Origin of the sequence: Bradyrhizobium sp. SZCCHNGR1005 (genome assembly GCF_032489995.1) — a bacterium.
In the GTDB taxonomy this organism is placed as follows: domain Bacteria; phylum Pseudomonadota; class Alphaproteobacteria; order Rhizobiales; family Xanthobacteraceae; genus Bradyrhizobium.
In genome coordinates, this window is record NZ_JAUEZC010000011.1 from 15519 (window position 1) to 42053 (window position 26535).

28 protein-coding genes are annotated in these 26535 nt (G+C 63.6%); 16 read left to right on the forward strand and 12 right to left on the reverse strand.

Going from position 1 to position 26535, the window contains the following annotated elements; genetic code table 11:
* The first annotated feature begins 81 nt into the window (after window positions 1-81).
* Window positions 82-1434 (forward strand): globin-coupled sensor protein, encoded by a 1353-nt coding sequence (locus tag QXZ85_RS30585; RefSeq protein WP_315703293.1) that lies wholly within the window; start codon window positions 82-84, stop codon window positions 1432-1434.
* A gap of 175 nt (window positions 1435-1609) precedes the next feature.
* Here the strand turns inward: QXZ85_RS30585 and QXZ85_RS30590 are convergent, their stop codons facing one another.
* From QXZ85_RS30590 to QXZ85_RS30605, 4 genes are all read right to left on the reverse strand, one after another.
* Window positions 1610-2134, reverse strand: a complete 525-nt coding sequence (locus tag QXZ85_RS30590; RefSeq protein ID WP_315703292.1) for a GNAT family N-acetyltransferase — start codon at window positions 2132-2134, stop codon at window positions 1610-1612.
* Between the two features lie 121 nt (window positions 2135-2255).
* Complete coding sequence (locus QXZ85_RS30595; protein ID WP_315751201.1) at window positions 2256-2663, reverse strand: DUF1127 domain-containing protein; 408 nt, start codon at window positions 2661-2663, stop codon at window positions 2256-2258.
* Window positions 2664-3145: 482 nt separating this feature from the next.
* Window positions 3146-4564, reverse strand: coding sequence for a PleD family two-component system response regulator (locus tag QXZ85_RS30600; protein ID WP_315730181.1), 1419 nt, complete (start codon window positions 4562-4564; stop codon window positions 3146-3148).
* A 10-nt stretch (window positions 4565-4574) separates the two neighbouring features.
* Window positions 4575-4940, reverse strand: a complete 366-nt coding sequence (locus tag QXZ85_RS30605) for a response regulator (protein WP_315703289.1) — start codon at window positions 4938-4940, stop codon at window positions 4575-4577.
* A gap of 217 nt (window positions 4941-5157) precedes the next feature.
* Between QXZ85_RS30605 and QXZ85_RS30610 the strand changes: the two genes are divergently transcribed.
* Entirely contained in the window at window positions 5158-5457 is a 300-nt protein-coding gene (locus tag QXZ85_RS30610; protein ID WP_315703288.1) for a DUF3572 domain-containing protein, read from the forward strand.
* Window positions 5436-6761: a DNA polymerase IV gene (locus QXZ85_RS30615; RefSeq protein ID WP_315703287.1), complete on the forward strand. Its 1326-nt coding sequence runs from the start codon at window positions 5436-5438 to the stop codon at window positions 6759-6761. Before QXZ85_RS30610 ends, QXZ85_RS30615 begins: the two co-directional genes overlap by 22 nt.
* Window positions 6762-6846: 85 nt before the next feature.
* Here the strand turns inward: QXZ85_RS30615 and QXZ85_RS30620 are convergent, their stop codons facing one another.
* Window positions 6847-7704: a cell envelope integrity EipB family protein gene (locus QXZ85_RS30620; protein ID WP_315703286.1), complete on the reverse strand. Its 858-nt coding sequence runs from the start codon at window positions 7702-7704 to the stop codon at window positions 6847-6849.
* Window positions 7705-7952: 248 nt separating this feature from the next.
* On the opposite strand from QXZ85_RS30620, the gene QXZ85_RS30625 reads away from it, so the two are divergent.
* From QXZ85_RS30625 to QXZ85_RS30640, 4 genes are all read left to right on the forward strand, one after another.
* Window positions 7953-8420: a RidA family protein gene (locus QXZ85_RS30625; RefSeq protein ID WP_315730180.1), complete on the forward strand. Its 468-nt coding sequence runs from the start codon at window positions 7953-7955 to the stop codon at window positions 8418-8420.
* Window positions 8421-8446: 26 nt separating this feature from the next.
* The gene (locus QXZ85_RS30630; RefSeq protein WP_315703284.1) at window positions 8447-9199 is read left to right on the forward strand and encodes a glycerophosphodiester phosphodiesterase; all 753 of its coding nucleotides are present in this window, start codon (window positions 8447-8449) and stop codon (window positions 9197-9199) included.
* Window positions 9200-9300: 101 nt separating this feature from the next.
* The gene (locus QXZ85_RS30635) at window positions 9301-10512 is read left to right on the forward strand and encodes a GNAT family N-acetyltransferase (RefSeq protein ID WP_315744368.1); all 1212 of its coding nucleotides are present in this window, start codon (window positions 9301-9303) and stop codon (window positions 10510-10512) included.
* Between the two features lie 66 nt (window positions 10513-10578).
* Window positions 10579-11004 (forward strand): HIT family protein, encoded by a 426-nt coding sequence (locus tag QXZ85_RS30640; protein WP_315730178.1) that lies wholly within the window; start codon window positions 10579-10581, stop codon window positions 11002-11004.
* Between the two features lie 107 nt (window positions 11005-11111).
* Here QXZ85_RS30640 and tsaA read toward each other — a convergent pair whose 3' ends face one another.
* Together tsaA and QXZ85_RS30650 are read right to left on the reverse strand one after the other, a co-directional pair.
* The gene (gene tsaA / locus QXZ85_RS30645) at window positions 11112-11606 is read right to left on the reverse strand and encodes a tRNA (N6-threonylcarbamoyladenosine(37)-N6)-methyltransferase TrmO (RefSeq protein ID WP_316167352.1); all 495 of its coding nucleotides are present in this window, start codon (window positions 11604-11606) and stop codon (window positions 11112-11114) included.
* Between the two features lie 102 nt (window positions 11607-11708).
* Window positions 11709-12779: a transglycosylase SLT domain-containing protein gene (locus QXZ85_RS30650; protein WP_409977515.1), complete on the reverse strand. Its 1071-nt coding sequence runs from the start codon at window positions 12777-12779 to the stop codon at window positions 11709-11711.
* Window positions 12780-12931: 152 nt separating this feature from the next.
* Here QXZ85_RS30650 and QXZ85_RS30655 point away from each other — a divergent pair, with 152 nt between their 5' ends.
* Entirely contained in the window at window positions 12932-13864 is a 933-nt protein-coding gene (locus tag QXZ85_RS30655) for a glycine/sarcosine/betaine reductase selenoprotein B family protein (protein ID WP_315703279.1), read from the forward strand.
* 98 nt (window positions 13865-13962) lie between these two features.
* Window positions 13963-14418, forward strand: coding sequence for a PEGA domain-containing protein (locus QXZ85_RS30660; protein WP_315703278.1), 456 nt, complete (start codon window positions 13963-13965; stop codon window positions 14416-14418).
* A gap of 230 nt (window positions 14419-14648) precedes the next feature.
* On the opposite strand, the gene QXZ85_RS30665 is transcribed toward QXZ85_RS30660, so the two are convergent.
* Window positions 14649-15689 (reverse strand): carbon-nitrogen hydrolase family protein, encoded by a 1041-nt coding sequence (locus tag QXZ85_RS30665; RefSeq protein WP_315703277.1) that lies wholly within the window; start codon window positions 15687-15689, stop codon window positions 14649-14651.
* 196 nt (window positions 15690-15885) lie between these two features.
* On the opposite strand from QXZ85_RS30665, the gene QXZ85_RS30670 reads away from it, so the two are divergent.
* The 6 genes from QXZ85_RS30670 to QXZ85_RS30695 all read left to right on the forward strand — a co-directional run bounded on the left by QXZ85_RS30670 (window position 15886) and on the right by QXZ85_RS30695 (window position 19747).
* Entirely contained in the window at window positions 15886-16842 is a 957-nt protein-coding gene (locus QXZ85_RS30670; protein WP_316167357.1) for a helix-turn-helix domain-containing protein, read from the forward strand.
* Between the two features lie 55 nt (window positions 16843-16897).
* Complete coding sequence (locus tag QXZ85_RS30675; RefSeq protein WP_315769453.1) at window positions 16898-17059, forward strand: hypothetical protein; 162 nt, start codon at window positions 16898-16900, stop codon at window positions 17057-17059.
* A 56-nt stretch (window positions 17060-17115) separates the two neighbouring features.
* Window positions 17116-17451, forward strand: coding sequence for a cytochrome c (locus QXZ85_RS30680; RefSeq protein ID WP_315769451.1), 336 nt, complete (start codon window positions 17116-17118; stop codon window positions 17449-17451).
* Window positions 17452-17559: 108 nt separating this feature from the next.
* A complete protein-coding gene (locus QXZ85_RS30685) occupies window positions 17560-18981 on the forward strand; it encodes an MFS transporter (protein WP_315769450.1) in 1422 nt (473 codons plus the stop codon).
* A 315-nt stretch (window positions 18982-19296) separates the two neighbouring features.
* Complete coding sequence (locus QXZ85_RS30690; RefSeq protein WP_315744383.1) at window positions 19297-19581, forward strand: hypothetical protein; 285 nt, start codon at window positions 19297-19299, stop codon at window positions 19579-19581.
* 22 nt (window positions 19582-19603) lie between these two features.
* Complete coding sequence (locus QXZ85_RS30695) at window positions 19604-19747, forward strand: hypothetical protein (protein WP_315766588.1); 144 nt, start codon at window positions 19604-19606, stop codon at window positions 19745-19747.
* Window positions 19748-19827: 80 nt separating this feature from the next.
* On the opposite strand, the gene QXZ85_RS30700 is transcribed toward QXZ85_RS30695, so the two are convergent.
* The 4 genes from QXZ85_RS30700 to QXZ85_RS30715 all read right to left on the reverse strand — a co-directional run bounded on the left by QXZ85_RS30700 (window position 19828) and on the right by QXZ85_RS30715 (window position 24313).
* Entirely contained in the window at window positions 19828-20031 is a 204-nt protein-coding gene (locus QXZ85_RS30700; RefSeq protein WP_315744385.1) for a hypothetical protein, read from the reverse strand.
* A 67-nt stretch (window positions 20032-20098) separates the two neighbouring features.
* Window positions 20099-22495 carry an ATP-dependent Clp protease ATP-binding subunit ClpA gene (gene clpA / locus QXZ85_RS30705; RefSeq protein WP_315703272.1) on the reverse strand — a complete coding sequence of 799 codons (2397 nt, stop codon included), beginning with the start codon at window positions 22493-22495 and terminating at the stop codon, window positions 20099-20101.
* Between the two features lie 414 nt (window positions 22496-22909).
* Window positions 22910-23245 (reverse strand): ATP-dependent Clp protease adapter ClpS, encoded by a 336-nt coding sequence (gene clpS, locus QXZ85_RS30710; protein ID WP_315703271.1) that lies wholly within the window; start codon window positions 23243-23245, stop codon window positions 22910-22912.
* Between the two features lie 723 nt (window positions 23246-23968).
* Complete coding sequence (locus QXZ85_RS30715) at window positions 23969-24313, reverse strand: phasin family protein (protein ID WP_315703270.1); 345 nt, start codon at window positions 24311-24313, stop codon at window positions 23969-23971.
* A 396-nt stretch (window positions 24314-24709) separates the two neighbouring features.
* Here QXZ85_RS30715 and QXZ85_RS30720 point away from each other — a divergent pair, with 396 nt between their 5' ends.
* On the forward strand, window positions 24710-26458 hold the full coding sequence (locus QXZ85_RS30720; protein ID WP_316175453.1) for a D-alanyl-D-alanine carboxypeptidase: 1749 nt from the start codon (window positions 24710-24712) through the stop codon (window positions 26456-26458).
* Window positions 26459-26535: the final 77 nt, after the last annotated feature.

Below are 26535 nucleotides of genomic sequence, written 5' to 3' on the forward strand. Positions count from 1 at the left end.
AAACATTTGCAATTCACGCTTAGCACCATAGGGCCCTGATAGGGGCGGCCTGCTGTTTTGCTTTGACCGATGGATTCGCCGATGAACGACACAAATGCCATTTTGTCCCGCCTCGATTTCATCGGTATCGATAACGCCACCCGCGAAGCTCTACGCGAGCTGCGCCCGCTGATCGGCCGCGTCCTGCCCGGCATCCTCGACCAGTTCTACGCCCACGTCACCAAGTACCCCCAGCTCGCCAAGCTGTTTCCCAACCCGGCCGTCATTCGCCACGCCAAGCAGGCTCAGATCGATCACTGGAGCTCGCTCGCGGCCGCCAAATTCGACGACGCCTATGTGCAGTCGGTGACGCGGATCGGCATGACCCACAACCGTCTTGGCATCGAACCGCGCTGGTATATTGCCGGCTATTCGATGATCGTAACCGGTCTGCAGAAAGCCATCGAAACCGAAATGGCAAACGGCTGGTTCGCCGGTCAAGGTGCGCGGGAGAAGAAGGCGGTGCTGCAGGCGGCGATCACGCGCGCGGCCATGCTCGACATGGATCTTGCGATCTCCGTGTATCTCGACGCCGCCAAGCAGGAACAGCACCTTGCGGTCCGCAAATTGGCGGACGAGTTCGAAGCCACCGTCGGACAGATCATCAACAAGGTCTCCACGGCCTCGCATGAACTCGAGGCGTCCGCCACCACGCTGAGCAAGACCGCGGAGAACACCCAGGTGCTGTCGTCGAGTGCGGCTTCCGCCTCGACCGAAGTCTCGACCAAGGTGCAGTCGGTCGCCTCCGCCACGGAAGAGATGGCCTCCTCCGTCAACGAGATCGGCCGGCAAGTCACCGAGTCGACCGGCATCGCGGAGGAAGCGGTGCGACAGATCGAGCAGACGGATGCCGGCATCAGCGAGCTTTCCCGCACGGCCGAGCGGATCGGCGACGTGCTCAAGCTGATCACTTCGATTGCGGCCCAAACCAATCTTCTCGCGCTCAACGCGACCATTGAAGCCGCCCGCGCCGGCGACGCCGGCCGCGGCTTTGCCGTCGTCGCGTCCGAGGTCAAGGCGCTGGCCTCGCAGACCGCCAAGGCGACCGAGGAGATCGGCCAGCAGATCGAGGGCATCCAGAGCGCCACGCAGACTTCGGTCGCCTCCATCAAGCGGATCGGCGGCACGATCAAGCAGATCTCGGAGATCGCCGCTGGCATCGCCGCGGCCGTGGAGCAGCAGGGCGCGTCCACCGGACAGATCTCCCGCAACGTGCAGGACGTCGCCAGCGGCACCAGCCGCGTCGCCAGCAACATCGGCGACGCCAGTCAGGGTGCCAGCGCGACCGGCAAGGCATCCGCGCAGGTATTGGCCGCAGCGCACTCGCTCTCTAAGGACAGCAGCCTGCTCAAGGACGAACTCGAGAAGTTTCTCAAGGGCGTGCGCGCGGCGTAATAGCCCTTCATCCGGACACATCGACAGCCGGCCGGGAATTGGTCCCGCGCCGGCCGTTTTGTATCGACGGCCCAGGGCCAGAGCCGCATCGCAGCCGCCACGGCCGCTGCGGCGAGTTTGACGCGCGAACCAGCCCGTGGGGCGGATTCCACAACGATTGTAGAAGAGCGGCGGATCACGCTTCGCTGATCCGCCCTGACTGACTGAAGTCGAGCGCCATATGTGCTTCGTCGTAATATTTTTCGCCAAGCTTTGAGGCTTTCGGCTCCATACCGAATTCCACGAAACCTACACTCTCATAGAGCCTCCGGGCAGGTCGATTATCCCTGACGACGGTCAATTGGATCAGTTCAACTTTCTCGCGCGCGACATCCAGCACGGCGCTCACCAACAAGCGTCCGACGCCGATGTTTCTTGAGCTCGGTCGAACATACATCCCCCAAAGCCTGCCCTTATGGGCGTGCTTCTGCCCCTGCTGAACAGCGAAACCGGCCGTTCCGACAAGTTCGTCATCTCGAAACGCACCCATGACGTGTGAGTTTTCAAGTCGGCTCGCAAACCACGGCACGTCGAGCTTATCTTCAAGCGCAAGGGTGCTCCCCAACGCTTCCGGGTTCACCGTCAGTGCCTCCAAGCGAATGGCTCTGAACGAATTCGCGTCGTCTGGCCTTAGGCGTCGGATCATGACATCGGCGCTCATGGACACGCTCTCTCTACGTGACATCTCATTTTCTTGAAGCGCGTTGCGGGCCCAAATCGCTCGCAACGCACATGTCCGCATATGACGGCGCCAAGTCAAACGCGCGGCGACTTGCCATCAGCTACATCACACCTCGGGACAGCAACAGATACGTCGTGCTGTCCTTGAGCCTCTCAATCGCTTGGTGAGCGGCGATGGAGTCGATGTCACCTTGTGTCAGGCCGATATCCATCAACTGTCTCTCACTCAGCTCAAGCAAGCTCGCTCTCCCCCTCCGGCGCCGGCGACCTTCCTGAAACGCGCGCCAGTATCGCTCGAGCAAGCTGAACAGACTCCGCGTCGATGCGGCCGGTGGTCCGGCAGCGTCCTTTTCCGACAAGGCGTCTCTCAGCGCGGCAATGGACGCATCGGGGCGCGCCGCTGCCAAAGCGTGGCCTGCGGCGTTTCTCGTCAGCGCGATGGGATCGAGGCCGAGCCCTGCGGCATTGGGCTCGATCTCGGACCTGCTGTTCGTCTGTTGGGGTGGCATCGGATGCTCCTGCTGTTGTGCCGGCAGAGAGCGTGGCCAAACAAAAGGCCCCGTCCGATGCCGGCGGGGCCTGGTGAAAAGATCGCGTCGTCGAATTCCTAGCGCACGACTCCTTCCACGGCCCAGCGAGAGCGGGTCATGTGTTTACGGGTACGATTGCGCACGACGTTGATCATGCTACGTGCTTACCACGGAGGTCGTGCAAGATCAAGGCACGTACCGCGTTGCTCGCCAGGAGGTCTCCCGAGCCGACGTGAAGTCGTCTTCAGACGTTCCGTCTCGAAGAGGGAATGAACTTCAAAGCTCGATCGCAAAATGCGTTGCGAGGACGAGATTTATGTCGGGATGTTTCTTACAACAAACTCGCTGTCATTCCGCGCGCGACAAAGTCGTGAGCGCCCCGGAATGACAGGTGGAGAGAGATGCGCGCACGCATCGCCGGCGGCGCGCGCTGCAACCGGGCCGCAGCACCGCCCTGCCCCTCAGCGGCCTCGTCCGGCCACCTGCGGCAGATAGCTCGCCTGGTTCGGCGGCGCGATGGTGACGACGCGATTGCGGCCGTCGTGCTTGGCCCGATAGAGCGCCGTATCCGCACGCTTGAGCACGTCGCTGATCGGCTCGCCCTTGTGCTCGAGCGTGGACAGTCCGATCGAGACCGTCACGTCGATGCGCTTCACGCCCTTATGGACTGCAAACGGCTCATTGGCGATCGACCGGCGCAGCCGCTCCGCGACCATGCCCGCGACATGCAGATCGGTCTCCGGCATCACGATCACGAACTCCTCGCCGCCATAGCGGCAGGCCAGATCGATGCCGCGGATCGAGCGGCGTACGCGCATGGCGAATTCGCGCAGCACGTCATCACCGGCATCGTGACCGTAAGTGTCGTTGATGGCCTTGAAGAAGTCGATGTCCAGCATCATCAGCCCCAGGGGCTTGCCGCGGCTTGCCGCCTGCTCCGCGAGCGTGGCGAGATGCGTTTCCATGTAGCGACGGTTGTGCAGCGAGGTGAGCCCATCCGTGATCGCCATCTCGATCGAGTTCTGCACATTGTCGCGCAGATGATCGGTGTAGCGGCGCCTGCGGATCTGGGTGCGTGCCCGTGCCATCAGCTCGTTCTTGTCGACCGGACGCAACAGATAATCGTTCACGCCGATCTCGAGCCCGCGCAACAGGCGCGTGTTGTTCTCCGCTTCCGTCAGGGCCAGGATCGGAACATGGCGGGTCCGCTCCAGCGAGCGGATCTGGCTGCACAGCCTCAGACCATCGAAGTTGTCGAGATCGAGCGAGACGATGACGAGATCATAGTTGCCGTCGGCGGCGTTGAACACCGCCTCCGCCGGATTGGGCTCCACGTCGACCGTGTGCTCGGTCGCAAGCAGCGGGGCCAAGCGCTCATAGGACGACGGCCGGTCATCGACCAGGAGCACCCGCCCGCCGCGTCCGGTATCGGCGACCGCATTGCGCTCCGGCGCCTGCACGCCGATCTCGAGCGAGGTGAGCGCGCGCATGCGCAACTCATCGGTCATCATCTTCAGCCGCGTCAGCGACCTGACACGCGCGATCAAGACGACGTCCGAGACCGGCTTGGTGAGGAAGTCGTCGGCGCCGGCCTCCAGTCCGCGGACACGATCCGCGGGACTGTCGAGCGCGGTGATCATGACCACCGGGATGTAATGCGTCACCGGGTTCGTCTTGAGCCTGCGACAGACCTCGAAACCGTCCATGTCCGGCATCATTACGTCGAGCAGGATGATGTCGCACTCGGCGCGCTGACAGATCTGCAGCGCCTCGGCGCCATTGGCCGCGGTCAGCACGTCGAAATATTCGGCAGACAGCCGTGCTTCCAATAGCTTCACGTTGGCCGGGACGTCGTCGACCACAAGAATACGCGCGGACATCGAAGACTCCCTACCCGATAAATCGTCGCACAGTTTCAATGAATTTTCCGACCGAGATCGGTTTTGAAAGATAGGCCTCGCATCCGCCCTCGCGGATGCGCTCTTCGTCGCCCTTCATCGCAAATGCCGTGACGGCGACCACCGGGATCGAACGCAGCTCCGGATCATCCTTGATCCAGCGCGTCACTTCGAGGCCGGAGACCTGAGGCAGCTGAATATCCATCAGGATCAGATCGGGGCGCGTCTTGCGGACGATGTCGAGCGCCTCCACACCGGAGCTGGTGCCGGCGGTCTGATAGCCATGCGCTTCCAGAAGATCGCGGAAGAGCTTCATATTGAGCTCGTTGTCCTCCACGATCAGGACGGTCTTTCCCATCCGTCCCTCCCATTCATTGACACCGGCCTGCCCTCCGGCGGACGCCCCTGCCCGCCGTGTCATCTAATTCAAACTCGCCCTAGATTCGCGTAAAGCCGTTAAAGTTGATCATCCATCTTCGGGAAGATGGTTTCCACTTGCTTGAACAGATTCCGAAGACTCGGGCATGATGATCGCAAAGTAGAGACGAGAAGTTAACGGAAAGGCAAATCGGCCGTTGAAAAAGCCTGTTCAGAATCCCCGCGAAGTGGCTGAAATCGTTGCGGTTCAGGCCCTTTCCTTCCTGGCGGGGGAACCCGAGCGCCTGGGCCGGTTCCTGGCCGACACCGGCATCGGCCCGGAGACGCTGCGCTCGGCGGCGACCGACCCGAATTTCCTCGTCAATGTGCTCGATTTCGTTTTGCGGGACGACGAGAGCGTTAAGGCTTTCGCGGCCGCCTCCAAGCTTCATCCGACCAACATCATGGCGGCGCGGGAGGTATTGGGGGACCGCAAATGGGAGCGCGACGTGCCGTGAGCGCCCCCCCGCCGGATGCAGGACCGCGCGCGGCAACCGGGCCGGCCTGCTTCTGTCGGGACTGTCTGAGCGATCTCGACGCACAGGCCAGGCGCTGTACCGCGTGCGGCTCACCGCGCTTGGTCCGGCATCGCGCGCTGCCCGCGCTCACGCTCGCCCATATCGATTGCGACGCGTTCTACGCGACGGTCGAGAAGCGCGACAATCCTGAGGTCGCCGATCGGCCCGTCATCATCGGCGGCGGCAAGCGCGGCGTGGTTTCGGCGGCGTGCTACATCGCGCGGACCTACGGAGTCCGCTCGGCGATGCCGATGTTCAAGGCACTCGAGCTCTGCCCGTCTGCGGTGGTGATCCGCCCCGACATGGCAAAATACGTCCGCGTCGGCCGCGAGGTGCGACAGGCGATGCAGGCCCTGACGCCGCTGGTCGAGCCATTGTCGATCGACGAGGCATTCCTGGATTTGTCCGGGACCGAACGCGTCCACGGCATGATCCCGGCCAAGGTGCTGGCGCGCTTTGCCCAGGAGGTGGAGACGAACATCGGCATCACGGTCTCGGTCGGGCTGTCCTGCAACAAGTTCCTGGCCAAGATCGCGTCCGATCTCGACAAGCCGCGCGGCTTCGCCACGTTGGATCAGGAACAAGCCTGCGACATGCTCAAGGACAAGCCGGTCGGCTTCATCTTCGGCGTCGGCCCCGCCACCCAGGAGCGGCTGGCGAGCCGTGGCTTTCGCACCATCGCCGACCTGCAGCGGGCCGATGAGATCGAGCTGATGAAGCAGTTTCCGAGCGACGGCCGCAGGCTCTGGCGCCTGGCGCGCGGCATCGACGACCGCAAGGTCGTTGCCGATCGCGGCGCCAAAAGCATTTCCAGCGAGACCACGTTCGAGGACGATATCCGCGATTACGCCACCCTGGAAAAGCTGCTGTGGCGGCTTTCAGAGAAAGTCTCGCACCGGCTGAAGGCGAGCGATCTGTCCGGCTGCACCATCACCTTGAAACTGAAGACGGCGGATTTCCGCCAGCGCACCCGTTCGCAATCCGTGGGCGCACCGACCCAGCTGGCCGGCAAGATCTTTGCGGTCTGCCGCGACATGCTGGCGCGCGAGACCGACGGCACCGCCTTCCGTCTGATGGGCGCCGGCGTCAGCGCGTTGCGACCGGGGTCGGAAGCCGCTGATGCCGACATGCTCGACCGCCGCTCGGCGCAGGCCGAGCGCGCGATGGACGCCTTGCGCAAGAAATTCGGCCAGAGCGCCGTGATCCGCGGCATCGCCTACGACGGCCCGGAAAAGACCGGCTGAGGCGGGATCGTAACCGAAGCGCGCAGGCCCGCCAAAGACGTCACATCGAAGCCGGAAAGGCCAAGAGACCGACGACTCGACGACGTCAGTTGCTGCAGGGCTTGGCGTCCTTGTTGTCCTTGATGTCGAACTTGCTCACCGCGCCGGCAATGACGAAATCATTGTAGTCGAGCACCAGCGAACGCGACACGCCATTCTCGTACAGCTCGAACGACATTGAATAGATCGGCGTCTGTTCGCCTTCCGTCTTCTTCGCCTCGTTGTCGTAATAGCTCACGGTAACCGGCCAGCGGGTCAGCCCCTTCATCTGCTCGCTCGCAGTCGCTGGATCAGGCGCGGAAACCGCCTTGTCGGCGGGAATCGGCTGCCCGATCACGGACAACGTATTGTAGACCTTCTCGCCATTGTCCGAGCCGTCGTAGACGGTGAGTTCAAGCAACGATTTACCCTCGCGAGCCGCGGCAATGATGCGCTGGATCTGCTCGGTCGGAAACACCGTCTTGCCGTCGAGCGTGAAGGTCTTAGGCTCCGGCTGCTTCAATTTGACCGTGATATGATCACCGGTGCGCTCGGCAATGCCATCGACCGGATTGGAGTCGGTGTCGTTGGTCCGCGAGTCGATCTTGAACCGGTAGCTCTTGCCGGCGCCGTCCTCCCACGCCGTCGAGCGCAAATCGCTCAACGTCACCTTGCCTTCACCGACGTCGAGTTCGGAGACCTGGCGGAATTCGGAGGTGTAACCCTCGCAGGCATTGCCCGAGAAATTGTAAAGGATCCGGCCGCGCGCGCTGTTGATCGGGCTCGATCCGCGCGACTTCACCAGGCTCAGATCGTAGAGCGCCTGATGCGGCAGGAACGGCGCTCCGGCCGCGGCCTGCGCCGAGCCGAAGGACATTGCGGCAATAGCCAGCGCACCGATCGCCGGTCGAAACGAATGAGCCATGTGAGTCTTTCCAAGGCCGATAAAAGAACCGTCACATTAGAGATCGTGGCATTGCGTCGCAACTGGGGCTGCCTCACGTAAACGTGCGAATGATCCAGTCGCACGCGGACCGCGACTGGAGGCGCTGCTGCAGATTTCGGCAGCTGGTTATGGCTCTGCGGCCGACTTGCAAGTGACGGTGCGATACGCCAAAGAAAGCCGCCGGTCCGACCGTCGGATCGGCCATTCATGACCAGACGGGGATATCCATGGCGGGTACGGTTGAACAGAATTTGGCGGCTCAGGGCATCACCTTGCCTCAGCCCGCGGCGCCGGTGGCGAATTACGTCCCCTTCGTCCGATCAGGCAATCTGCTGTTTGTCTCGGGCCAGGTCTGCTTCGGCGCAGACGGCAAGCTGATCGCCAAGGGCAAGCTCGGCGCTGGCGTCTCGGTGGAAGACGGCGCGGCGGCCGCCCGCGGCTGCGCCATCAACCTGCTGGCCCAGGTGAAGGCTGCGGTCGGCGACCTCGAGAAGGTCGTGCGCGTGGTTCGGCTCGGCGGCTTCGTCAACTCGGCGCCGGATTTCCTGGACGGCCCGAAAGTGCTGAACGGCGCCTCGGACCTGATGGTCGCCGTGTTCGGCGACAAGGGCCGCCATGCCCGCACCACCGTCGGCGTCGCCGCGCTGCCGGCCGATGCGGCGGTGGAAGTCGAAGGCGTGTTCGAAATCGCCTGAAGCTTGGCAGAGCGGACGGGGCCAACATGCGTGCACCTGACTGGCTGACCGCCCGCCCCGTCGCCCATCGCGGGCTGCATGACATCGCCCGCGGCGTGGTCGAGAACATGCCGGCCGCGGCGCGCGCCGCAGTGGCCGGCAATTTCGCCATCGAATGCGACATCCAGTTGTCGGCCGATGGCGAGGCCATGGTGCATCATGACCATGAGCTCGGCCGGCTCACCGAGGGCTCCGGCTATCTGATCGAGAAGACCGCAGCCGAGCTGCAAGCGCTCCCCTTCAAGAACACCGGTGAGCGCATGATGACGCTCGCCGATCTCTGCAACCTCGTCGCCGGCCGCGTGCCGCTGGTCATCGAGGTGAAAAGCTTTTTCAACGGCGATCGCCGCCTGGTGAAACGGATGGCCGAGGTGCTGGCCACCTATTCGGGTCCCGTGGTGGGGATGTCCTTCGACCCGGACCAGGTGATGGCGCTGCGCGAGATCATGCCGAAGCTGCCGCGCGGCATCGTCGCCCAGCGGAACTATGAGGACGGTTACTGGAACAAGCTGACGCGTGAGCAGCGCGACAGCATGCTGCATCTGAAGCACGGGTTCCGCACTCAGCCGCATTTCGTCGCCTATTGGGTCAATCAGCTGCCGGCGCCCGCGCCCTGGATCGCGCGCAATGTGTTCGGCTGCCCGCTGCTGGCCTGGACGGTGCGTACCCCGGAGCAGCGCCAGGCCGCCGCCCGCTACGCAGATCAGATGATTTTCGAAGGCTTTGTGCCGGAGGCTTGAGAGCGACCTTGCAGTTGCTGCTGCGATGCACGATCTTAAAGCGAGGGGCCTGACGGGAAGCGCTCGTCCCTCCACCTCTTCCAAGGGCTTCCAAGGGTTCGATGGCATCATCTGAGATCACGCTCGAAGCTCTGCCCGGGATTGGCGAGATTCCGGCCGCCGACTGGGACGCCTGCGCCAATCCGCGAGGTCCGGCAAAGCTGCCGAGTTCGTGCGACGATCTCAGCCAGTCCTATAACCCTTTCGTCTCGCACGCATTTTTGTCTGCTGCCGAAGCCTCCGGCTGCGCCACGATCCGCACCGGCTGGGCGCCGCGCCATCTCGTGGCCAAGGTCAACGAGCGGATCGTCGGCATCGTGCCCTGCTATCTGAAATCGCACTCGCAAGGCGAATATGTCTTCGACCGCGGCTGGGCGGATGCCTATGAGCGCGCCGGCGGCCGCTATTACCCGAAGCTGCAGGTCTCGGTTCCGTTCACCCCGGCCACAGGTCCCCGCCTCCTGATCCGTGCCGGCGAAGACCGGGCCCAAATCGGCAATGCGCTCGCGCAGGGGCTGATTGCGCTATGCGGGATCAGCGAGGCCTCTTCCGTCCATGTCACCTTTGCCCGCGAGCATGAATGGGAGCTGCTGGCACGGCAGGGTTTCCTGCAGCGCACGGACCAGCAGTTTCACTGGCACAACGAGGGCTTCGCAACCTTCGACGATTTCCTGGCGACGCTGAATTCCCGCCACCGCAAGGCGATCAAGCGCGAGCGGCGCGACGCACTGGCGAATGGAATCACGATCCACCGGCTGACCGGCAAGGACATCACGGAAGAGGCCTGGGACGCCTTCTTCGACTTCTATATGGACACCGGCTCGCGCAAATGGGGCCGCCCCTATCTCAACCGGAAATTCTTTTCGCTGATCGGCGCGAGCATGGCCGACGACGTGCTGCTGGTGATGGCCAGACGCGAGGGCCGCTGGATCGCAGGCGCGATCAACTTCATCGGCTCCGACACGCTGTTCGGGCGCAATTGGGGCGCGATCGAGCACCACCCGTTCCTGCATTTCGAGGTCTGCTACTATCAGGCGATCGAGTTTGCGATTGAGCGCCGGCTCAGGGTCGTGGAAGCCGGCGCGCAGGGCGAGCACAAGATCGCCCGCGGCTACCTGCCGCAGACCACCTATTCCGCCCACTTCATCGCCGATCGCGGCCTGCGCCGCGCCATCGACGATTATCTGAAGCGCGAGCGCGCCTATGTCGACGAGGTCGGCCGCGAGCTCACCGAGGCCGGGCCGTTCCGCAAAGCGATGGACGAGCCGTCCTGACCGGCCCTTGACCTTTGGCGGACGGCGAGGAAAGTAGCGCCGTCCGAGGAGCCCCGAGGTGCAGCAATGACCGCCTATGATCCCAACAATCCGTTCGCAAAAATCCTGCGCGGCGAATTCCCCAGCTACAAGGTCTATGAGAACGACCATGTGCTGGCCTTCCTCGACATCATGCCGCGCGTGCCCGGCCACACGCTGGTGATCCCGAAGGCCCCTGCCCGCAACATCCTCGACATCACCGAAGAGGATTATCTCCATGTGGCGCGCGCGACCCGCAAGATCGCTCGCGCCGCCAAGTCGGCATTCAATGCCGACGGCGTCACCATCCAGCAGTTCAACGAGCACGCCGGCGGCCAGGTGGTGTTCCACCTGCATGTGCATGTGATGCCCCGCCACGCCGGCGATTCCCTGCTGCCGCCCGCGAGCCGCAAGGAAGACCCCAAGGTGCTGGAAGAGCACGCGGCGAAGTTGGCAGCGGCCCTGAAGGGCTGATTACTGCTGCTTCCGTCATTGCGAGCGAAACGACGCAATCCTGAGCCAAACGAAGATTCTGGATTGCTTCGGCGCATGCGCGCCTCGCAATGACGGTGTCGCGCTTGCTACTTGCCGCCGACACCCACCACCTGCTGCTGCGAGAGCGGCGAGAACACGCAGCGGTCCGGCTTGATGTCGAGCAGCGGCGTCTCGTCGAGGCAATCGAGCCCACGCACCAGCACCGTATTGCCTTCGAGGGCGACGAACTTCACTGTTGAAGTCCCGATCGGGTTGGGCCGCACTGGCGACCGCAGCGAGAAGGTGCCGCGGGTCTTCTCGTCGTGATGCTTGGGACTCTGCAGCACGAGATCGCGGCGCGAGCGGTGCAGCCAATAGATCACCTCCAGATGGGTGTAGAAGTCGACGCCCTTCAGCGCCGCCACCCACGGCTCGAAGATTTCGAGCCGGCACACCGGCCCCTCATGGCTGCCCTGCCGCGGCGTCTCCAGCCTGGACGTCCAGGGCGTGCGGATCCGTCCGATGAAATAGAGCTGGGCATCGTGCGGCGGCGGCGCCTCGACGGTGACTTCCCCCGGGCGCAGATCGGTCTCTGTGGTCATCAGCAAGGTCCAATTATCCAGCATAGAGTCTAGCCGATTGCCCGGACACCGCAATTGCGCTCGCGCAATCTCACCGCCCCCATCGGCCGCCGAGGCTGGTCGTCACACGCCTCTGTTGCGCAGCACGAAGCAGGCGCCACGGGCGCGGCGGATGCGGTTGCAGAGGTCGTCGGCCTCAGCGCGCGTGTCGGCGCCGATCCGCACCTGGTAGAACGGATGGGAGCCGCGCGAGCGCATCACCGACGACAATAGACTTGGATCGCGGTCGCCGATGATCGCGCTGAGTCCCCGGATGGCGCGGGCATACATCGCCAACGCCTTGTTGCGGTCGAAGCCGGCGGCGAGCTGCACGCCCCAGAGCTTGGCCGCGGCCAGCGCGACGTGCTGTTCGAGCTGGGTGACGAACGGATTCGGCGCGCGCTTGAGCAGCGCCATCAGCTGATGACAGGAGGTGGGTGGCGAGTTCGGTGGCGGCTTGCCGCCCTTGCCCGCCGTGGCCCAATCGTCGATCGTCGTCCCGGTAATGGCCGAGACGTAATTGCGCGTCTCATAGGGCATCTGGCCCTTGCCGGCGAGCCAGTCCTGCACCCGGCGCGGGCCGGCATTATACGCCGCTGCGGCCAGCCCGAGATTGCCGAACTGGTCACGCAGCTCGGCCAGGAATTGAGCCGATTTCGGCAGCGCCTGCACCGGATCGAACGGATCGAGCAGCCGCCGCTCGTCCGCTGTCCCCGGCATGAACTGCGCGATGCCCTGCGCGCGCTGGCCATTGCGGGTGACCGGCCCCTCCGCGTCCGCCTGGAAGCGGCTCTCCTGCCAGATCACGCGGGCGAAGAATTCGAGCGGCAGGTTGTTCGCCCGGGCCGCGGATTCGATCATCAGGCAGATGGCTTCGCGGGTGTCGCTTTCTCTCGGATCCTCCCGCTTGGGCTCCGTGGCTTGCGCGGCGGCCCCGGCAGGGGCCGGAGGCGCGGCCTTCTCCTCCGCCTTCTCCTGGGGCGCATCCGGCTTCGCGTCATCCTTGGCCGGCTGAGCGGAGCTTGGCGACGAAGCCTGTGGCGCGGGCGGCGGCTCGGCGACCGGCGGCTTGGCCGTCTCTTCGGCCAATGCAGCAGCTGGCGCTGCGAACGCCAGGCAGAGGCCCATACAGAAGAGGCGGATTGCGGCAAGCATCTGCAAAGGTTGCATGATCCAGTCGGAACCGGTCGGCGTTCCCTCCCCTCAAAGCGTGAGGCCGCTGCATGTTCCTCGACGCGGCAGCTTGACACACCGCGTCCAACGTCAGCAATTTCACGCAACGACTATTTTACCGAGGAACGTCAGGCATGACAGACGCCGATGATCGGTTCGGCTTCGCGCCGGACGACGATGTGCCGCTGCCCTATATGGCGCGTACGCGCGACTACTATCTCGCAATCGGCTATGACACGCCCTATCGGTGGGCGCACTACACATCCGCGCCATTCCAGCCCTTGAAGAAGCCGCTCCGCCAATCGCGCGTCACCATCGTCACGACGGCGGCGCCTTACGATCCCGCCAAGGGCAATCAAGGCCCCGGTGCGCCATACAATGGCGGCGCCAAGTTCTACTCGGTCTATGATGGCGATACGTCGAAGACGCATGATCTGCGCATTTCCCACATCGCTTATGACCGCGTGCACACCTCGGCCGAGGACTCCGGCACCTGGTTTCCGCTGCCACAGCTGATGCGGCTCGCCCGCGAGGGCCGCATCGGCGAAGTCGCGCCGCGCTTCTTCGGCGCACCGACCAACCGCAGCCATCGCGCCACCATCGAGACCGATGCGCCGGAGATCCTGGCGCGCTGTCGTGCCGACGACGTCGATGCCGTCGTGCTGGTGCCGAACTGCCCGGTGTGTCACCAGACCGTCAGCCTGGTGGCGCGGCATCTGGAAGCGAACGGCATCGCCACCGTCATCATGGGCTGCGCCAAGGACATCGTCGAGCACGTCGCGGTGCCGCGCTTTCTGTTCTCGGATTTTCCGCTCGGCAATTCCGCCGGCAAGCCGCACGATGCCGCCTCGCAAGCCCTGACGCTCGAGCTGGCCTTGCAGCTCTTGGAAAGCGCACCTGGCCCGCAAACCACCATGCAGTCGCCGCTGCGCTGGAGCGAGGATGCCGGCTGGAAGCGGGACTACAGCAATCCCGCGCTGCTGAGCCCGGAGGAATTGGCGCGGCGGCGCGCCGAATTCGACGCGCAAAAGGCCGTGGCCAAGGGATTGCGCGAGGGCAACAGCTAACAGAATTCCCAGAGAACTCCCTTTCCGATAGGGCTTTGTCCTTGCCCCGCCTCCCCGGTTGCGCTTGATTGCCGCAGGGTGCTGGGGGAACAGTTTTAATGCGTGTTTTGGGGTGCTTGGCGCTGTGCGCCATGGTGGGCGGCTGCGCGTCGGTGACGCGAGGGACAACGGAAACGATCAGCGTCGCATCGACGCCATCGGGCGCGGAGGCGACGGTCTCGGGTCTCGAAGCACCGATGACGTGCATGACGCCTTGTGCGTTCGTGGCCAAGCGCAATGCCGACGTCACGGTCACCATCGCGAAGGAAGGCTACGAGACCCAGATCGTGCCGCTGACGAAGGACATTCCGGCCGCGGGCGCGGCCGGCTTCGCGGGCAACGTCCTTGCCGGCGGGCTGATCGGCATGGGCGTCGATGCCGCGACCGGCGCAGCCACCGACCACAAGCCCAATCCCGTGATCGTCACGCTGCAGCCGCATAGTGCCCCGGCACCGGCGCGGCCCGCACGGCCTCGCAAGCTTGCTCCGTCGCACAAGCCGGAAGCCGGCACCTAAGCGTCCTCGTCCGACGCGGACTTCAGAAAGCTGGACACCAGGGCGGCAACGCCACGGTCCCTCGCCGCGATACTGCACGCCGAACCAAGCCGTCACGACGCGGAGACGCTCGGCTTGTGGCGGGCGACGTACGGATGGACAAGGCGGCGTGCAGTCGCCATCGACGCAGCGATCGCGAGAGCGCGCAACGGTGAGTTGCGCAGTGATCGCGGACTCCGTGACACCATCCTTCAGGCGGCTTCGACGGGTCGACCCGCCGAAACCTCGCCGGCCTGAGCAGTCGGCGATATGCCGTCCACCGGCAGCGCGAACTGCTCGACCCGGTTGAACGGCTTCTTGTTGAGCAGCAGCCGCGTCACGTCCGGCCGCGAATAGTGCCCGGCGGGATCGGCGGCATTCTTGGCGATGCCAATCATGCCGAGATCGATCTCGGCAATCAGCAAACCTTCCTGATCCGGCGGTAGCTTCTGAGCCAGCGAGCTGCCGTCCGGACCGAAGATCGCGGCGTGACCGCCGCCGACATGCAGCAGCGCATGCTTGTCGGGGCGGTCGCAGAGCTCGTCGATCATCGACTGCGACACCGTCGCACAGGGCGCCAGTACGAAACACGATCCTTCCACCGCATAGACGCGCGAGGCCGCATTATTGACCTCGGCGCCGAGCGCCGGCGCGAACGGGTCGTAGAGCGAGAAGCTCGGCCAGGCCGCGACGTGCACCTGCTCGTTCTGGGCGTACATCGCATATTTCGAGAGCGGCTGCAGGTGCTCCCAGCAGCACAGCGCGCCGAGCCGGCCGATGTCGGGTCGCTCGTGTACGGCGAGATCGCTGCCGTCGCCCTCGCCATACACGGTGCGCTCGGCATGGGTCGGCCGCAACTTGCGGCGTTTGGCAATCGTCTCGCCGTCCGGACCGATCAGCCATTGCGCGATGTAGAGGCTGCCGCCGTCGCGCTCGGATAAGCCGAGCACGGCCGTGAGCTTCGCCTTGCGCACGGCCGCACGCAGCGCCTCGGCCTCCGGGCTGTCATAGGACAGCGAATTGTCGAAATAGCGCTGCGTGAAGCCGCGGCCGATGCACCAGGCCGGCGCGTCCATCCAGATGTGCCAAGGGTAGCCGGGGATGAACACCTCCGGGAAGGCGACCAGCTTGGCGCCCTTGTCGGCCGCCTCCTCGATCAGCGCGATGGTCTTCCTGATCGAGGCTTCGAGGTCCAACCAGGCGGGTGCGGCCTGCACCACCGCCACCTTGTATTTCGGATGTACGATTCCCATCGCTGTTGCTCCCTGTTGCAAATCGCGGCGCGCCCCGCCGCCTCGACGCTCGCGTGCACTATTGACCCCAGGCGGTATTCGCGCTCGTCTTGCAGGGAACGAAAATTCGACTGCGGGGCGGCCAATCGCCCAGCCGGCCCGGAATTTGCTGCCTTGAGGCTATCCAATCGACAGAGGTGCAGAAGGAGACGGACCGATGCCGATCCTGTTCACCACCGACGGAAGCCCGGGCCATCGCAGGCTGGCGCTCTGGCAGGACATCGTCTGCGACGTCTATGTCGGCCTCGACTGCACGTCCGATCTCGGCAGCGCCTTTCGTGGCTCGGTGACGCACACCGCGTTCGGACAGGCCGTCTGCTCCGAGGTGTGCTCGGACCGTCAACACGTATACCGGACGTCGCAGCGGATCTCCCGCGCTGACGCGGACTTCGTCCTGGTTGCGCTGGGACGTGAGGGGATCGGCGGCGTGGTCCAGGATGGCCGCGACACGGTGATCCGGCCCGGCGAGTTCGCGATCTACGACACGACGCGCCCGTATGAGCTGCAGTTCGATGCCGCGTTCAGGCAGACCGTGTTCAAGCTCCCCCGCCAGATATTGCAGCGCAGGATTGGCGCGATCGAAGCGGTGACGGCGATTTCCTTCGGCGCCGACAGCCCGCTGCAGCCGCTCGCCTATGACTTCATCATCAAGCTATGCGAGCGCGCCGATCACATCGGGGCCGAGCATGCCGAGCGCCTGTCGGAGCAGGCCGCCGACCTGCTGGCCATGACCTTGGCCGAGCGGCTCCGCACGCAGCCCCTGCCCAGCTCCAGCCATCGCGCGGCCCTGCTCTATCGCATCAGGGCGCATATCAGCGCACGGCTGTCCGATCCCGATTTGTCACTGCCAAAGGTCGCGCGCGAGCTGGGCCTGTCCGCGCGCTATGTCAACGATCTGTTCTCCGACGAGGAGACCTCGTTCCGGCGCTACGTGCTCGCCGAGCGTCTCAGGCGATGCCAGCGCGACCTCGGCTCGCCGACGCATACACATCGTCAGATCAGCGAGATCGCTTTCAGCTGGGGCTTTAACGACCTCTCGCATTTCGGTCGCGCGTTCCGCGAACAGTTCGGCCTGTCACCGCGCGAGTGGCGGCGCAGCGCCAAAACACGCTAAGCTCCCAGCAACGCGCCGGGCCTCTTCCGCAGGTCCGGCGCAGCAGGACCGTGCTATGCGCCGCTTTGCACCCAAAGCCCTGTTTGCGCTGCTGACGCTGCACAAGGGCGACAACACGCGCTTCGATTGGGGGCGCGTGATCGCCGTCGTCTCGACCCTGGTCACGATTGGCTTGGTCGCGCTTTACGTCTATGAAAAGCTGACCGGACGCTGGTAGGCCGTGCCCGAAGCTCCGCCGTCGGCCCCCGCCATCTCGCGCGACGGAATGCTCGCATGAAAAAGCTCATCCTGTTCGCCGTGCTGCTCTGGGTCGTCGGCAGTCCCAGCCATGCATTGGACAGCGAGCAGGCGCGAGGAAAAGCGCTCTTGCAAACGCTTTGCAGTCGATGCCATGCGGTAGGTCAGACTGGAGCCAGCCCGCACCCGGATGCCCCGCCCTTCCGCACTTTTGGCGACCCCAAACTCTACGACGAAGATTTTGCCCAGCGTCTGCAGAGCGGTCTGTCGACGATCCACCCGGACATGCCGACCTTCCAATTCGACCGCGCCGACGCCGAGGCCGTGGTCAATTACCTCAAGGCGATCCAGGTCCATCCGAAGCGGAAATGACCGGCGCCCGAGGGGGCTGCTCGAGGAACGGGGTTCCGCCGGAACGGTTGTCGCAGGCCGTCCCCCACACGGACCGCAACCGCGGTCGACCCCGGAGCCCGCCGAGTGATGCCGGACTCGCCTGTCGTCCACGCCGATGGCCTTCCTCTGCCGCAGCGAAACTGGGCGATCGTCACGATCGCGCTCGGCATCATCATGGCCGTCGTCGACGGCGCGATTGCCAATGTCGCGCTGCCGACCATCGCACGCGACCTCAACGCCAGCCCGGCCTTCTCGATCTGGATCGTCAACGGCTACCAGCTCGCAGTTACCATCTCGCTGTTGCCGCTGGCTTCGCTCGGCGAGATCATCGGCTACCGCCGCGTCTATCTCGCCGGCCTCGTGCTGTTCACCATCGCCTCCGCAGCCTGCGCGCTGTCGCACACGCTGTTGTTGCTGACGCTCTCCCGCATCCTGCAGGGCTTCGGTGCCGCCGGTATCCTCAGCGTGAACTCGGCGCTGGTGCGCTTCATCTATCCGCATGCGCTGCTCGGCCGGGGCATCGGCGTCAACGCGATGGTCGTCGCGGTCTCGGCGGCCGTCGGCCCGACCATCGCGGCCGGCATCCTCTCGGTCGGGACCTGGCCCTGGCTGTTCGCGATCAACGTGCCGCTCGGCTTCCTGACGTTCGCGCTGGGCATACGCTGTCTGCCGCATACGCTGCGCTCGCCGCACATGTTCGACTGGCAGAGCGCAGCCTTGAGCGCGCTCACCTTCGGCTTCGGCATCGCCGCGATCGACAGCCTCGGACATGGCGAGGCGCTCTTGACCTGCGCCATCGAATTCACCATCGCCGGCATCTCCGGCGTGGCGCTGTTCTACCGCGAGACCCACATGGCCTCGCCGCTATTGCCGCTCGACCTGCTGCGCATTCCGATCTTCGGGCTCTCGATCGCGACGTCGATCGCCTCCTTCTGCGGTCAGATGCTCGCCTTCGTGGCGATCCCCTTCTATCTGGAAAGCCATTTCGGCTATTCGGCCGTGCAGATGGGACTCTTGATCACGCCCTGGCCGATTGCGGTTGGGATCGCCGCACCAATCTCGGGACGGCTGATCGACCGTGTCCCGGCGGGGCTGCTCGGCGGTGTCGGCCTGACCTTGTTCGCCTGCGGCCTTGGCGCGCTGGCGCTGTTGCCGCCCCAACCCTCGGCCTTGGACGTGGTCTGGCGGATGGCGCTGGCCGGGCTTGGCTTCGGCCTGTTCCAGACCCCGAACAATCGCACCATGATCGCGGCAGCCCCGCGCGAGCGCGCCGGCGGCGCCAGCGGCATGCTGGGCACCGCTCGGCTGTTGGGCCAGACCATGGGCGCGGCGTTGGTTGCGATGTTCCTGGCGATCAGTCCGACCGAGGGGACGCGGTTTTCACTGTCGACCGGCGTGGGGTTCGCGCTGCTCGGTGCAGCGCTCAGCATGCTCCGCCTGTCGCCGGCCGGAGCCAGAGGCGCCGAACATGTCCGGGTCCGGGACGGACAGCGGCTGAAGGGCGAGTGACCGATGGTGTTCCAGCATTATCGGAGCGAATGCCTCAAGAACAGATCGGAAGGACCGATAACTAATTTGGGCAACTGAAGAAAATATAATAGACTTCACATTCGAGGCGCTCCCTTGACCAAGCTTTTTCGCGATACACCTGAACCGAGTGTAACGAGCGGCGTTGACAACGCGGCTACCATTAGTTGAAAGTTCGCCTCGCCGGATTCTTTATCAGCGGAGTGATTTCGTTTCGCGAAACGGACCCTTTAGGCCGCGATATTTCCATGAAGGTAACGTTTCGTTAGCGATATCGCCCCAACCTCGGGAGGGCGAATGTTGTCAGCTGCGCGGTATGGGAGCACCACCGTGGTGGAACACGAAACCGGCTTTCTCGATATTGCGACGGCCTCCAAGCTGGCCGCGGAAAGTGCCACGCCCGAATTGGCGAAGACTTCAGCAACCCCAAAGCAGAGAGAAGCGTTGGTGGAAGCAATGCGTCTTGTTCTTTTGGGGGACGATGAAAAGGCTAGAGCTCGGTTGATCGACGGAGACTTCAGCCAGGAAGCAACCGAACAAATCTTCCCTCTCTTGCTTGAGGGTCTCAGAGAAGACACGTAGCCACTTCGGGTAAGAGGGGGATATGGCTGGAGCGGTAAAAGGTGAATTGTCGCCTCAAGAAACTGAATTGGTCAAACAGCTCCGAGAATTACTACCGGAGCTGACTAAACAGGTGAAGGAAGCTCGGGATAAACGCGTCGATCCCAAAATCATAAAAAAAAAGTAGGGTGGCTCCACCACATTCTCGGCGAGGATGAACTCTCTCCTTCTCATGTCGTTGGTCTAACTTTAGTGCTGTGTTTCCTATTACTTTTGCCACTTATTGCCGCCATCACCCTGAAAGACAATCCGCCCGCTGTCATACAGGTTCTTGCAACTGCTCTGATCACCACGATGGTCAACGCTGTTGGCTTTTTCTTCGGTCGATCTCCAAAAGCGGCGCCCAATCGCCGCCTTGATCGCACTTGATTGCGTTTGAAAATGTGCTTGTCCTTCCGTAACGACTTTCATCAGATACGCAAAAAGGCCGGCGCGAGAGCCGGCCTTTTCAGTTGAATGATCTTCCAGCTCGTGCCGATCAGGCCTTCACCAGCGGTCCCTTCGAGGCCGGCCCCTTGGAGCCGCCGGATCCGCCCGATTTCGGCTTGCGCTTGCGGGCCGCAGGCACTTCCGACTTGGGCGTGACCGGGCCTTCGACGAACTCGAAGCCGATCTTCTCGGCCTCCGGATCGGCCTCGTCCTTGACCAGGACGACGCGGACATGGCCGCCGCCCTTCAGCTTGCCGAAAAGCACTTCATCCGCCAGCGGCTTCTTGATGTGCTCCTGGATCACGCGACCCATCGGGCGCGCGCCCATCTGCTCGTCATAGCCGTGCTGGATCAGCCAGGCCTTGGCCGGCTCCGACAGCTCGATGGTGACGTCACGGTCGGCGAGCTGAGCTTCGAGCTGCAGCACGAACTTCTCGACCACCATGCCGATCACGTCCACCGACAGATGCGCGAACGACACGATCGCATCGAGCCGGTTGCGGAATTCCGGCGCGAACTGGCGGTTGATCGCCTCGTGATCGTCGCCTTCCCGCTTCGAGCGATGGAAGCCGAACGCCTGCCTGGCGAGGTCAGCGGCGCCCGCATTCGTGGTCATGATCAGGATCACGTTGCGGAAATTGACCTGCTTGCCGTTGTGATCGGTGAGCCGGCCGTGATCCATGATCTGCAGCAGCACATTGTACAGGTCCGGATGCGCCTTCTCGATCTCGTCCAGCAGCACCACGCAATGCGGATGCTGGTCGACGCCGTCGGTCAGGAGACCGCCCTGGTCGAAGCCGACATAGCCCGGAGGCGCGCCGATCAGGCGCGATACGGTGTGCCGCTCCATGTATTCGGACATGTCGAAGCGCAACAGCTCCACGCCGAGTGTAGCCGCGAGCTGCTTGGCGACTTCGGTCTTGCCGACGCCGGTGGGCCCCGAGAACAGGTAGCAGCCGATCGGCTTCTCCGGCTCGCGCAAGCCGGCGCGCGCCAGCTTGATCGAGGCCGACAGCGAGTCGATCGCCTTGTCCTGACCGAACACCACCCGCTTCAAGGTCTGCTCAAGATGCTTGAGCACCTCGGCATCGTCCTTCGAAACGCTCTTCGGGGGAATCCGCGCCATCGTGGCGATCGTGGTCTCGATCTCCTTGATGCCGATCGTCTTCTTGCGCTTGCTCTCGGACACCAGCATCTGCGCCGCGCCGGATTCGTCGATCACGTCGATCGCTTTGTCCGGCAACTTGCGGTCGTGGATGTAGCGCGAGGAGAGCTGCACCGCGGCCTCGATCGCCTCGTTGGTGTATTTCAGGCGATGATAATCCTCGAAATACGGCTTCAATCCCTTCAGGATCGCGATCGCATCCTCGACCGACGGCTCGTTGACGTCGATCTTCTGGAACCGGCGCACCAGCGCGCGGTCCTTCTCGAAGTGCTGGCGGTACTCCTTGTAGGTGGTGGAGCCCATGCAGCGGATCGTTCCGGACGCCAGCGCCGGCTTCAACAGGTTGGACGCATCCATCGCGCCGCCGGAGGTGGCGCCCGCACCGATCACGGTATGGATCTCGTCGATGAACAGGATTGCGTTGGGGTGCGCCTCGAGTTCCTTCAGCACCTGCTTCAGGCGCTCTTCGAAATCGCCGCGATAGCGCGTGCCGGCGAGCAGCGTGCCCATGTCCAGCGAGAACACGGTGGCAGCGGCCAGAACTTCCGGAACCTCACTATCGACGATACGCTTGGCGAGGCCTTCCGCGATCGCGGTCTTGCCGACGCCCGCTTCACCCACGAACAGCGGGTTGTTCTTCTGGCGGCGGCACAGCACCTGGATGGCGCGGTTGATCTCCGAGTTGCGGCCGATGACGGGATCGATCTTGCCGTCGCGCGCCTTCTTGTTGAGGTTGACGCAATAGGTTTCCAGCGCCTCGCCCTTCTTCTTGGAGTCCTCGGTGCCCTTGGTCTCGGTCTCCTCGTCGACGCCGCGCACGGGGCGCGCCTCGGAGACGCCCGGCCGCTTGGCGATGCCGTGGCTGATGTAGTTGACGGCGTCGTAGCGCGTCATGTCCTGCTCCTGCAGGAAGTACGCGGCGTGGCTTTCGCGCTCGGCGAAGATCGCGATCAGCACATTGGCGCCGGTCACCTCCTCGCGTCCGGAGGACTGGACGTGAATCACCGCGCGCTGGATCACGCGCTGGAACCCCGCGGTCGGCTTGGCATCGTCGCTGCCGTCCGTGACCAGATTTTCGAATTCGGTTTCGAGATAGTTGACGAGGCTGCCGCGCAGCTTGTCGAGATCGACGCTGCATGCGCGCATCACGGCCGCGGCATCGGAGTCGTCGATCAAGGACAGCAGGAGATGTTCCAGTGTCGCGTATTGATGATGACGCTCGTTGGCAATCGCCAGCGCACGATGCAGGGATTGTTCAAGGCTTTGAGAAAAAGTCGGCATGCGCGTCCTCTATGGCCCCTTGGCATCATGATCGCCGCCGCCCGGTCAGGCAACAACAACCTTTGTCAAATATAGTTATAATCGAGTGCGACAAAAGACCGGCAGAGCCGCCCGATTACGCGTTCACCGGATCGTCAATGCAAAACCCGTTCCGACCGTGGCGGACCGGCGCTGACGCCGAGTTGGATGGTTTTTGCGGTCCGGGGAGTCTGCTCTTGCGCCTATTTCACAGAACGATCGGTTGCGAAACGATCGCGTGAGGGCATGTCGCGCGAAGATGGCGGGCTGCAGATCAAAGGCTACGAAATCGAAAAAGGCCGGCTTGCGAACCCGTCGACTCCAGCCACCACGTCCGCCAAGACGCGTCGGTCAAGACAGCAGTCGGCAAGACCGGCCCGGCCCTATCTTCCCTGCCTATTTCTTCTCCATCACACATTGCAGCGGGTGCTGGTGCTTGCGGGCGAAATCCATCACCTGAGTCACCTTGGTTTCGGCGATCTCGTACGTGAACACCCCGCATTCCCCGATGCCGTGGTGGTGGACGTGAAGCATGATCTTGGTCGCGGCCTCGATGTCCTTGTTGAAGAATTTTTCCAAGACGTGAACGACGAACTCCATCGGCGTGTAATCGTCGTTCAGGATCAGGACGCGATAGAGGTTCGGACGCTTGGTCTTCGGCTTGACCTTGGTGATGACGGACGTGACGGGGCCGCCGCCGGTTCCGCCGGGCCGATTCTCGTTGCTGCTCATATTGGGCAGTGGCAGAGGTGCTGACAGGTCAAATCTGGACGTTAGCTGCGACATGGTACACGCGTTAGATATTACGGCAGAATCCCTCAACGGGTTTTCTGCCTTGTCCCCGCCGGAGCCACTCTGGCTGCCCGGACCAGCGTCCCAGATCGCCTTTCCCAGCCGACCGGTCCGGCTGGACCGACACCGGCAATATGGGTCAGCTGCCGGCTCGCCGCAAGCACGCATCGCGGTCAACCACGCTCGCCGCAAGGACCGACTCTCCACCCAGGCGACGGTGGAAGAGGTTAATCAATTCGTCCGGATTTTACAAAGCGGATTCAGTGGACATCAACGAGGAACCGGTCCCCGCAGGCAATGACGGGCTGTGAAGTCTTTGCCTCAGTTTTTATGATCCGCGTGACCGGCATTCAACGGCGCGCTTCTCGCAAGCGTCGGTAGCTTCCTCCTGCTCGTGACCGACACGACCGGTCGTAGGCCGCGATGATCACGATGGACATCGCCGCCAACAGCGCTTGCCGCGATCCATGAGCCCGTCATCATCGTCGCGCCCGTTGCCGTTGATTGTCCTGCCCCTTGAAAATGGAGGATCGTTGGCCGGACGAAGGCGATGGTTCCGCGCAGGCGTCGGCAATCGAAGCAAAACTGATGTCGAACATCAGCCAAAAAAAGAAGCCCGGCGATCGCCGGGCTTTTGTCGTCCCACAGCGGGCGAACGCCGATTTAGTGGGTCGCGGCCGGCTGGGTGAACTTGGCAGCGAAACCTTCCAGCGGCTTGAATGCCTGCTTGGCCAGATCCGAATAGAGGCTCGCGATCTTCTGCGAGTCGGCGACGAAGGTCTCGTAGGCTGACTTGGCGTATTCGTTCTGAACTTCCAACACCTTGTCGAGCGACTTCACACCCGACAGCTTCTCGACGAAGGACTTGGTGTCTTCGAACGATTTCTTGGTGTAGTCGCCGTAGGCGGTGGCGATCGCATGCAGGCCGTTCTGTACGGACGTCGCGGAGCTCACGACGGTTTCGAATTGCTCCTTGCCGTAGTTCTGAAAGTCCTCAACCTTAAACATGGCATCCCTTTCCCTGACGAAGCGCAACTCAGAAGGCCTTCGCTCTTCTGAGGCGTAGGCCATATATACTGCACCGCACAATGAAAGCAAGAATCTTGTGCAATGCACAACAGATGGGATTAGAGGGATATCCCGGAGATCTCCGCAAGAGTTCTTTAATCTTTTGGCAACCCGCCCGCCCTAACCTCTCCTATGGTCCTGCCGCAAAAAAAAGCCGGCGGATCCAGCAAAAGCTGTTCGGAAACAGCGTCTTAACAAAACCTCAGTTCCGGTCTTTCGATCTGTGGTCACCGTTATCGGCCAATCGGCAGCCCGGCAGGCTCAAGGTCACGGGAGCGTTCGGCACAATTTTGCCTCACGAGCCGGTGATCAAGTCAGAAATTGGACGGGGATTTCATGCTTCGCAAAAACTTGGCTTCCTCGCGCCTGGTGCGGGTTGGCATCTACGGGATGCTCACGCTCGCGACCGCGGCGGTGTTCACGGTCGACAGCGCCGAAGCGCGTCGACATCATCGGCACCATCACGCATCGCGCCACTCGCCGCGTAATGACGAGGGCAGCTACAGTCCCGCCTTCGCCTCGATCATCGTCGACGGCAATTCCGGAGCGACGTTGACGGCGACCAACCCCGATGCGCTGCGGCATCCCGCCTCGCTGACCAAGATCATGACGCTCTATCTGCTGTTCGAGCGGCTGGAGTCCGGCAAGATGAAGCTCGACACCGAGATGTCGGTCTCCGAGCACGCCTCCGAACAATCGCCGACCAAGCTCGGCCTGCGCCCGGGCCAGTCGATCCGCGTCGAGGATGCCATCAAGGGCCTGGTGACGCGTTCGGCCAACGACGCCGCAGTGGTGATTGCCGAGGCCATCGGCGGCGACGAAGACAATTTCGCCAAGATGATGACCCGCAAGGCGCGCGCGCTCGGCATGAGCCGCACCACTTACGTGAACGCCTCGGGCCTGCCGGACGATGACCAGATCACCACGGCGCGCGATCAATCGATCCTCGGCCGCGCGATCCAGGATCGCTTCCCGCGCTACTATCGTTACTTCTCGACCGAGGTCTTCAACTATCGCGGTCAGTCGATCCGCAATCACAATCACCTGCTCGGCAGCGTCGATGGCGTCGACGGCATCAAGACCGGCTACACGCGCGCGTCGGGCTTCAATCTCGTCACCTCGCTTCATCGCGGCAACCGCTTCCTGGTCGGCGTCGTGCTGGGCGGCCGCAGCGGCGGCTCCCGCGACGCCATCATGCGCAACCTGCTGGCGGAGAATCTCGATAAGGCCGCGTCCAGGCGCACGGTCGCGGCGATCACGGAACGCAGCGGCTCCGATTCATCCACCGAGACGGCCGACCAAGGCGCGACACAGGTCGCCTCGGCCGCTCCCGACGCCCCGGCACCGAGCCGCGCCGCGAGGGTTTTCTCGGCGCTGTCGGAGGCGACCGCCGCCTTGCCGCCGACGCAGCCGAAGGACAACAAGAAGTTCGAGGCGAAGAGCGAACCGGCTCCGATGACCTCGGGCGTGATCGAGAGCCAGCCGATGTCGATCATGCCCGGCTCCACCGAGCCGATGAAGCCGGTCAGAGTGAAGACCGTTCAGGTCAAGGCCGGTCCGGTGAAGCTCGCCTCCGCCTCACCGCAGCCGGTAGCCCCGGTCGAAGCCGCCCGGAATGACGGCTATCGGCCCGAGCCGCAGCGGGCCGAGTTGCCGCCGCAGCCGCCCGGCCACGGCACGGGCAACGGCATCCTCGGCGTCCTGCCCGCCTCGAGCCTGCCGCCAGCCTCCTCGCAGGCCATGGCTTATGCCGCGCCGGCGCCGCAACCTCCGGCCCCGCTGCAGCAGCAGGCCTCCGCCGCTCCGGCCTCGGAAGCTGCCACGAAAGTCACCGTCACTCACAGCGGATGGATCGTTCAGGTCGGCGCTCTGGAAAGCGAAGCGGAAGCCCAGAAGCGAATCGAAACCGCGCGGAGCCAGGCCCAAGGCCTGCTCAGCAAGGCGGATCCGTTCACTGAAACCGTGTCGAAGGGCGATAAGACGCTGATCCGCGCCCGCTTCGCCGGTCTGGATCGTGATCAAGCCGAAGCCGTCTGCAAGAAGCTGAAGCGCGCCGACATCTCCTGCATGACCGTGCACAACTAAGAACGGCAAATCCTGCAACCATGAGGCCCGTGCGCCACGCGCACGGGCCTTTTTTGTTTGTCTCGCCTTGACCGCGG

What these genes read in the sequence shown, in the direction of transcription:
- QXZ85_RS30585 (WP_315703293.1), top strand. Translation starts at nt 82, where the DNA reads ATGAACGACACAAATGCCATTTTGTCCCGCCTCGATTTCATCGGTATC.
- QXZ85_RS30590 (WP_315703292.1), bottom strand. Translation starts at nt 2,134, where the DNA reads ATGAGCGCCGATGTCATGATCCGACGCCTAAGGCCAGACGACGCGAAT.
- QXZ85_RS30595 (WP_315751201.1), bottom strand. Translation starts at nt 2,663, where the DNA reads ATGCCACCCCAACAGACGAACAGCAGGTCCGAGATCGAGCCCAATGCC.
- QXZ85_RS30600 (WP_315730181.1), bottom strand. Translation starts at nt 4,564, where the DNA reads ATGTCCGCGCGTATTCTTGTGGTCGACGACGTCCCGGCCAACGTGAAG.
- QXZ85_RS30605 (WP_315703289.1), bottom strand. Translation starts at nt 4,940, where the DNA reads ATGGGAAAGACCGTCCTGATCGTGGAGGACAACGAGCTCAATATGAAG.
- QXZ85_RS30615 (WP_315703287.1), top strand. Translation starts at nt 5,436, where the DNA reads ATGGGAGCGCGACGTGCCGTGAGCGCCCCCCCGCCGGATGCAGGACCG.
- QXZ85_RS30620 (WP_315703286.1), bottom strand. Translation starts at nt 7,704, where the DNA reads ATGGCTCATTCGTTTCGACCGGCGATCGGTGCGCTGGCTATTGCCGCA.
- QXZ85_RS30625 (WP_315730180.1), top strand. Translation starts at nt 7,953, where the DNA reads ATGGCGGGTACGGTTGAACAGAATTTGGCGGCTCAGGGCATCACCTTG.
- QXZ85_RS30630 (WP_315703284.1), top strand. Translation starts at nt 8,447, where the DNA reads ATGCGTGCACCTGACTGGCTGACCGCCCGCCCCGTCGCCCATCGCGGG.
- QXZ85_RS30635 (WP_315744368.1), top strand. Translation starts at nt 9,301, where the DNA reads ATGGCATCATCTGAGATCACGCTCGAAGCTCTGCCCGGGATTGGCGAG.
- QXZ85_RS30640 (WP_315730178.1), top strand. Translation starts at nt 10,579, where the DNA reads ATGACCGCCTATGATCCCAACAATCCGTTCGCAAAAATCCTGCGCGGC.
- tsaA (WP_316167352.1), bottom strand. Translation starts at nt 11,606, where the DNA reads ATGACCACAGAGACCGATCTGCGCCCGGGGGAAGTCACCGTCGAGGCG.
- QXZ85_RS30650 (WP_409977515.1), bottom strand. Translation starts at nt 12,779, where the DNA reads ATGCTTGCCGCAATCCGCCTCTTCTGTATGGGCCTCTGCCTGGCGTTC.
- QXZ85_RS30655 (WP_315703279.1), top strand. Translation starts at nt 12,932, where the DNA reads ATGACAGACGCCGATGATCGGTTCGGCTTCGCGCCGGACGACGATGTG.
- QXZ85_RS30660 (WP_315703278.1), top strand. Translation starts at nt 13,963, where the DNA reads ATGCGTGTTTTGGGGTGCTTGGCGCTGTGCGCCATGGTGGGCGGCTGC.
- QXZ85_RS30665 (WP_315703277.1), bottom strand. Translation starts at nt 15,689, where the DNA reads ATGGGAATCGTACATCCGAAATACAAGGTGGCGGTGGTGCAGGCCGCA.
- QXZ85_RS30670 (WP_316167357.1), top strand. Translation starts at nt 15,886, where the DNA reads ATGCCGATCCTGTTCACCACCGACGGAAGCCCGGGCCATCGCAGGCTG.
- QXZ85_RS30675 (WP_315769453.1), top strand. Translation starts at nt 16,898, where the DNA reads ATGCGCCGCTTTGCACCCAAAGCCCTGTTTGCGCTGCTGACGCTGCAC.
- QXZ85_RS30680 (WP_315769451.1), top strand. Translation starts at nt 17,116, where the DNA reads ATGAAAAAGCTCATCCTGTTCGCCGTGCTGCTCTGGGTCGTCGGCAGT.
- QXZ85_RS30685 (WP_315769450.1), top strand. Translation starts at nt 17,560, where the DNA reads ATGCCGGACTCGCCTGTCGTCCACGCCGATGGCCTTCCTCTGCCGCAG.
- QXZ85_RS30690 (WP_315744383.1), top strand. Translation starts at nt 19,297, where the DNA reads ATGTTGTCAGCTGCGCGGTATGGGAGCACCACCGTGGTGGAACACGAA.
- QXZ85_RS30695 (WP_315766588.1), top strand. Translation starts at nt 19,604, where the DNA reads ATGGCTGGAGCGGTAAAAGGTGAATTGTCGCCTCAAGAAACTGAATTG.
- QXZ85_RS30700 (WP_315744385.1), bottom strand. Translation starts at nt 20,031, where the DNA reads ATGAAAGTCGTTACGGAAGGACAAGCACATTTTCAAACGCAATCAAGT.
- clpA (WP_315703272.1), bottom strand. Translation starts at nt 22,495, where the DNA reads ATGCCGACTTTTTCTCAAAGCCTTGAACAATCCCTGCATCGTGCGCTG.
- clpS (WP_315703271.1), bottom strand. Translation starts at nt 23,245, where the DNA reads ATGAGCAGCAACGAGAATCGGCCCGGCGGAACCGGCGGCGGCCCCGTC.
- QXZ85_RS30715 (WP_315703270.1), bottom strand. Translation starts at nt 24,313, where the DNA reads ATGTTTAAGGTTGAGGACTTTCAGAACTACGGCAAGGAGCAATTCGAA.
- QXZ85_RS30720 (WP_316175453.1), top strand. Translation starts at nt 24,710, where the DNA reads ATGCTTCGCAAAAACTTGGCTTCCTCGCGCCTGGTGCGGGTTGGCATC.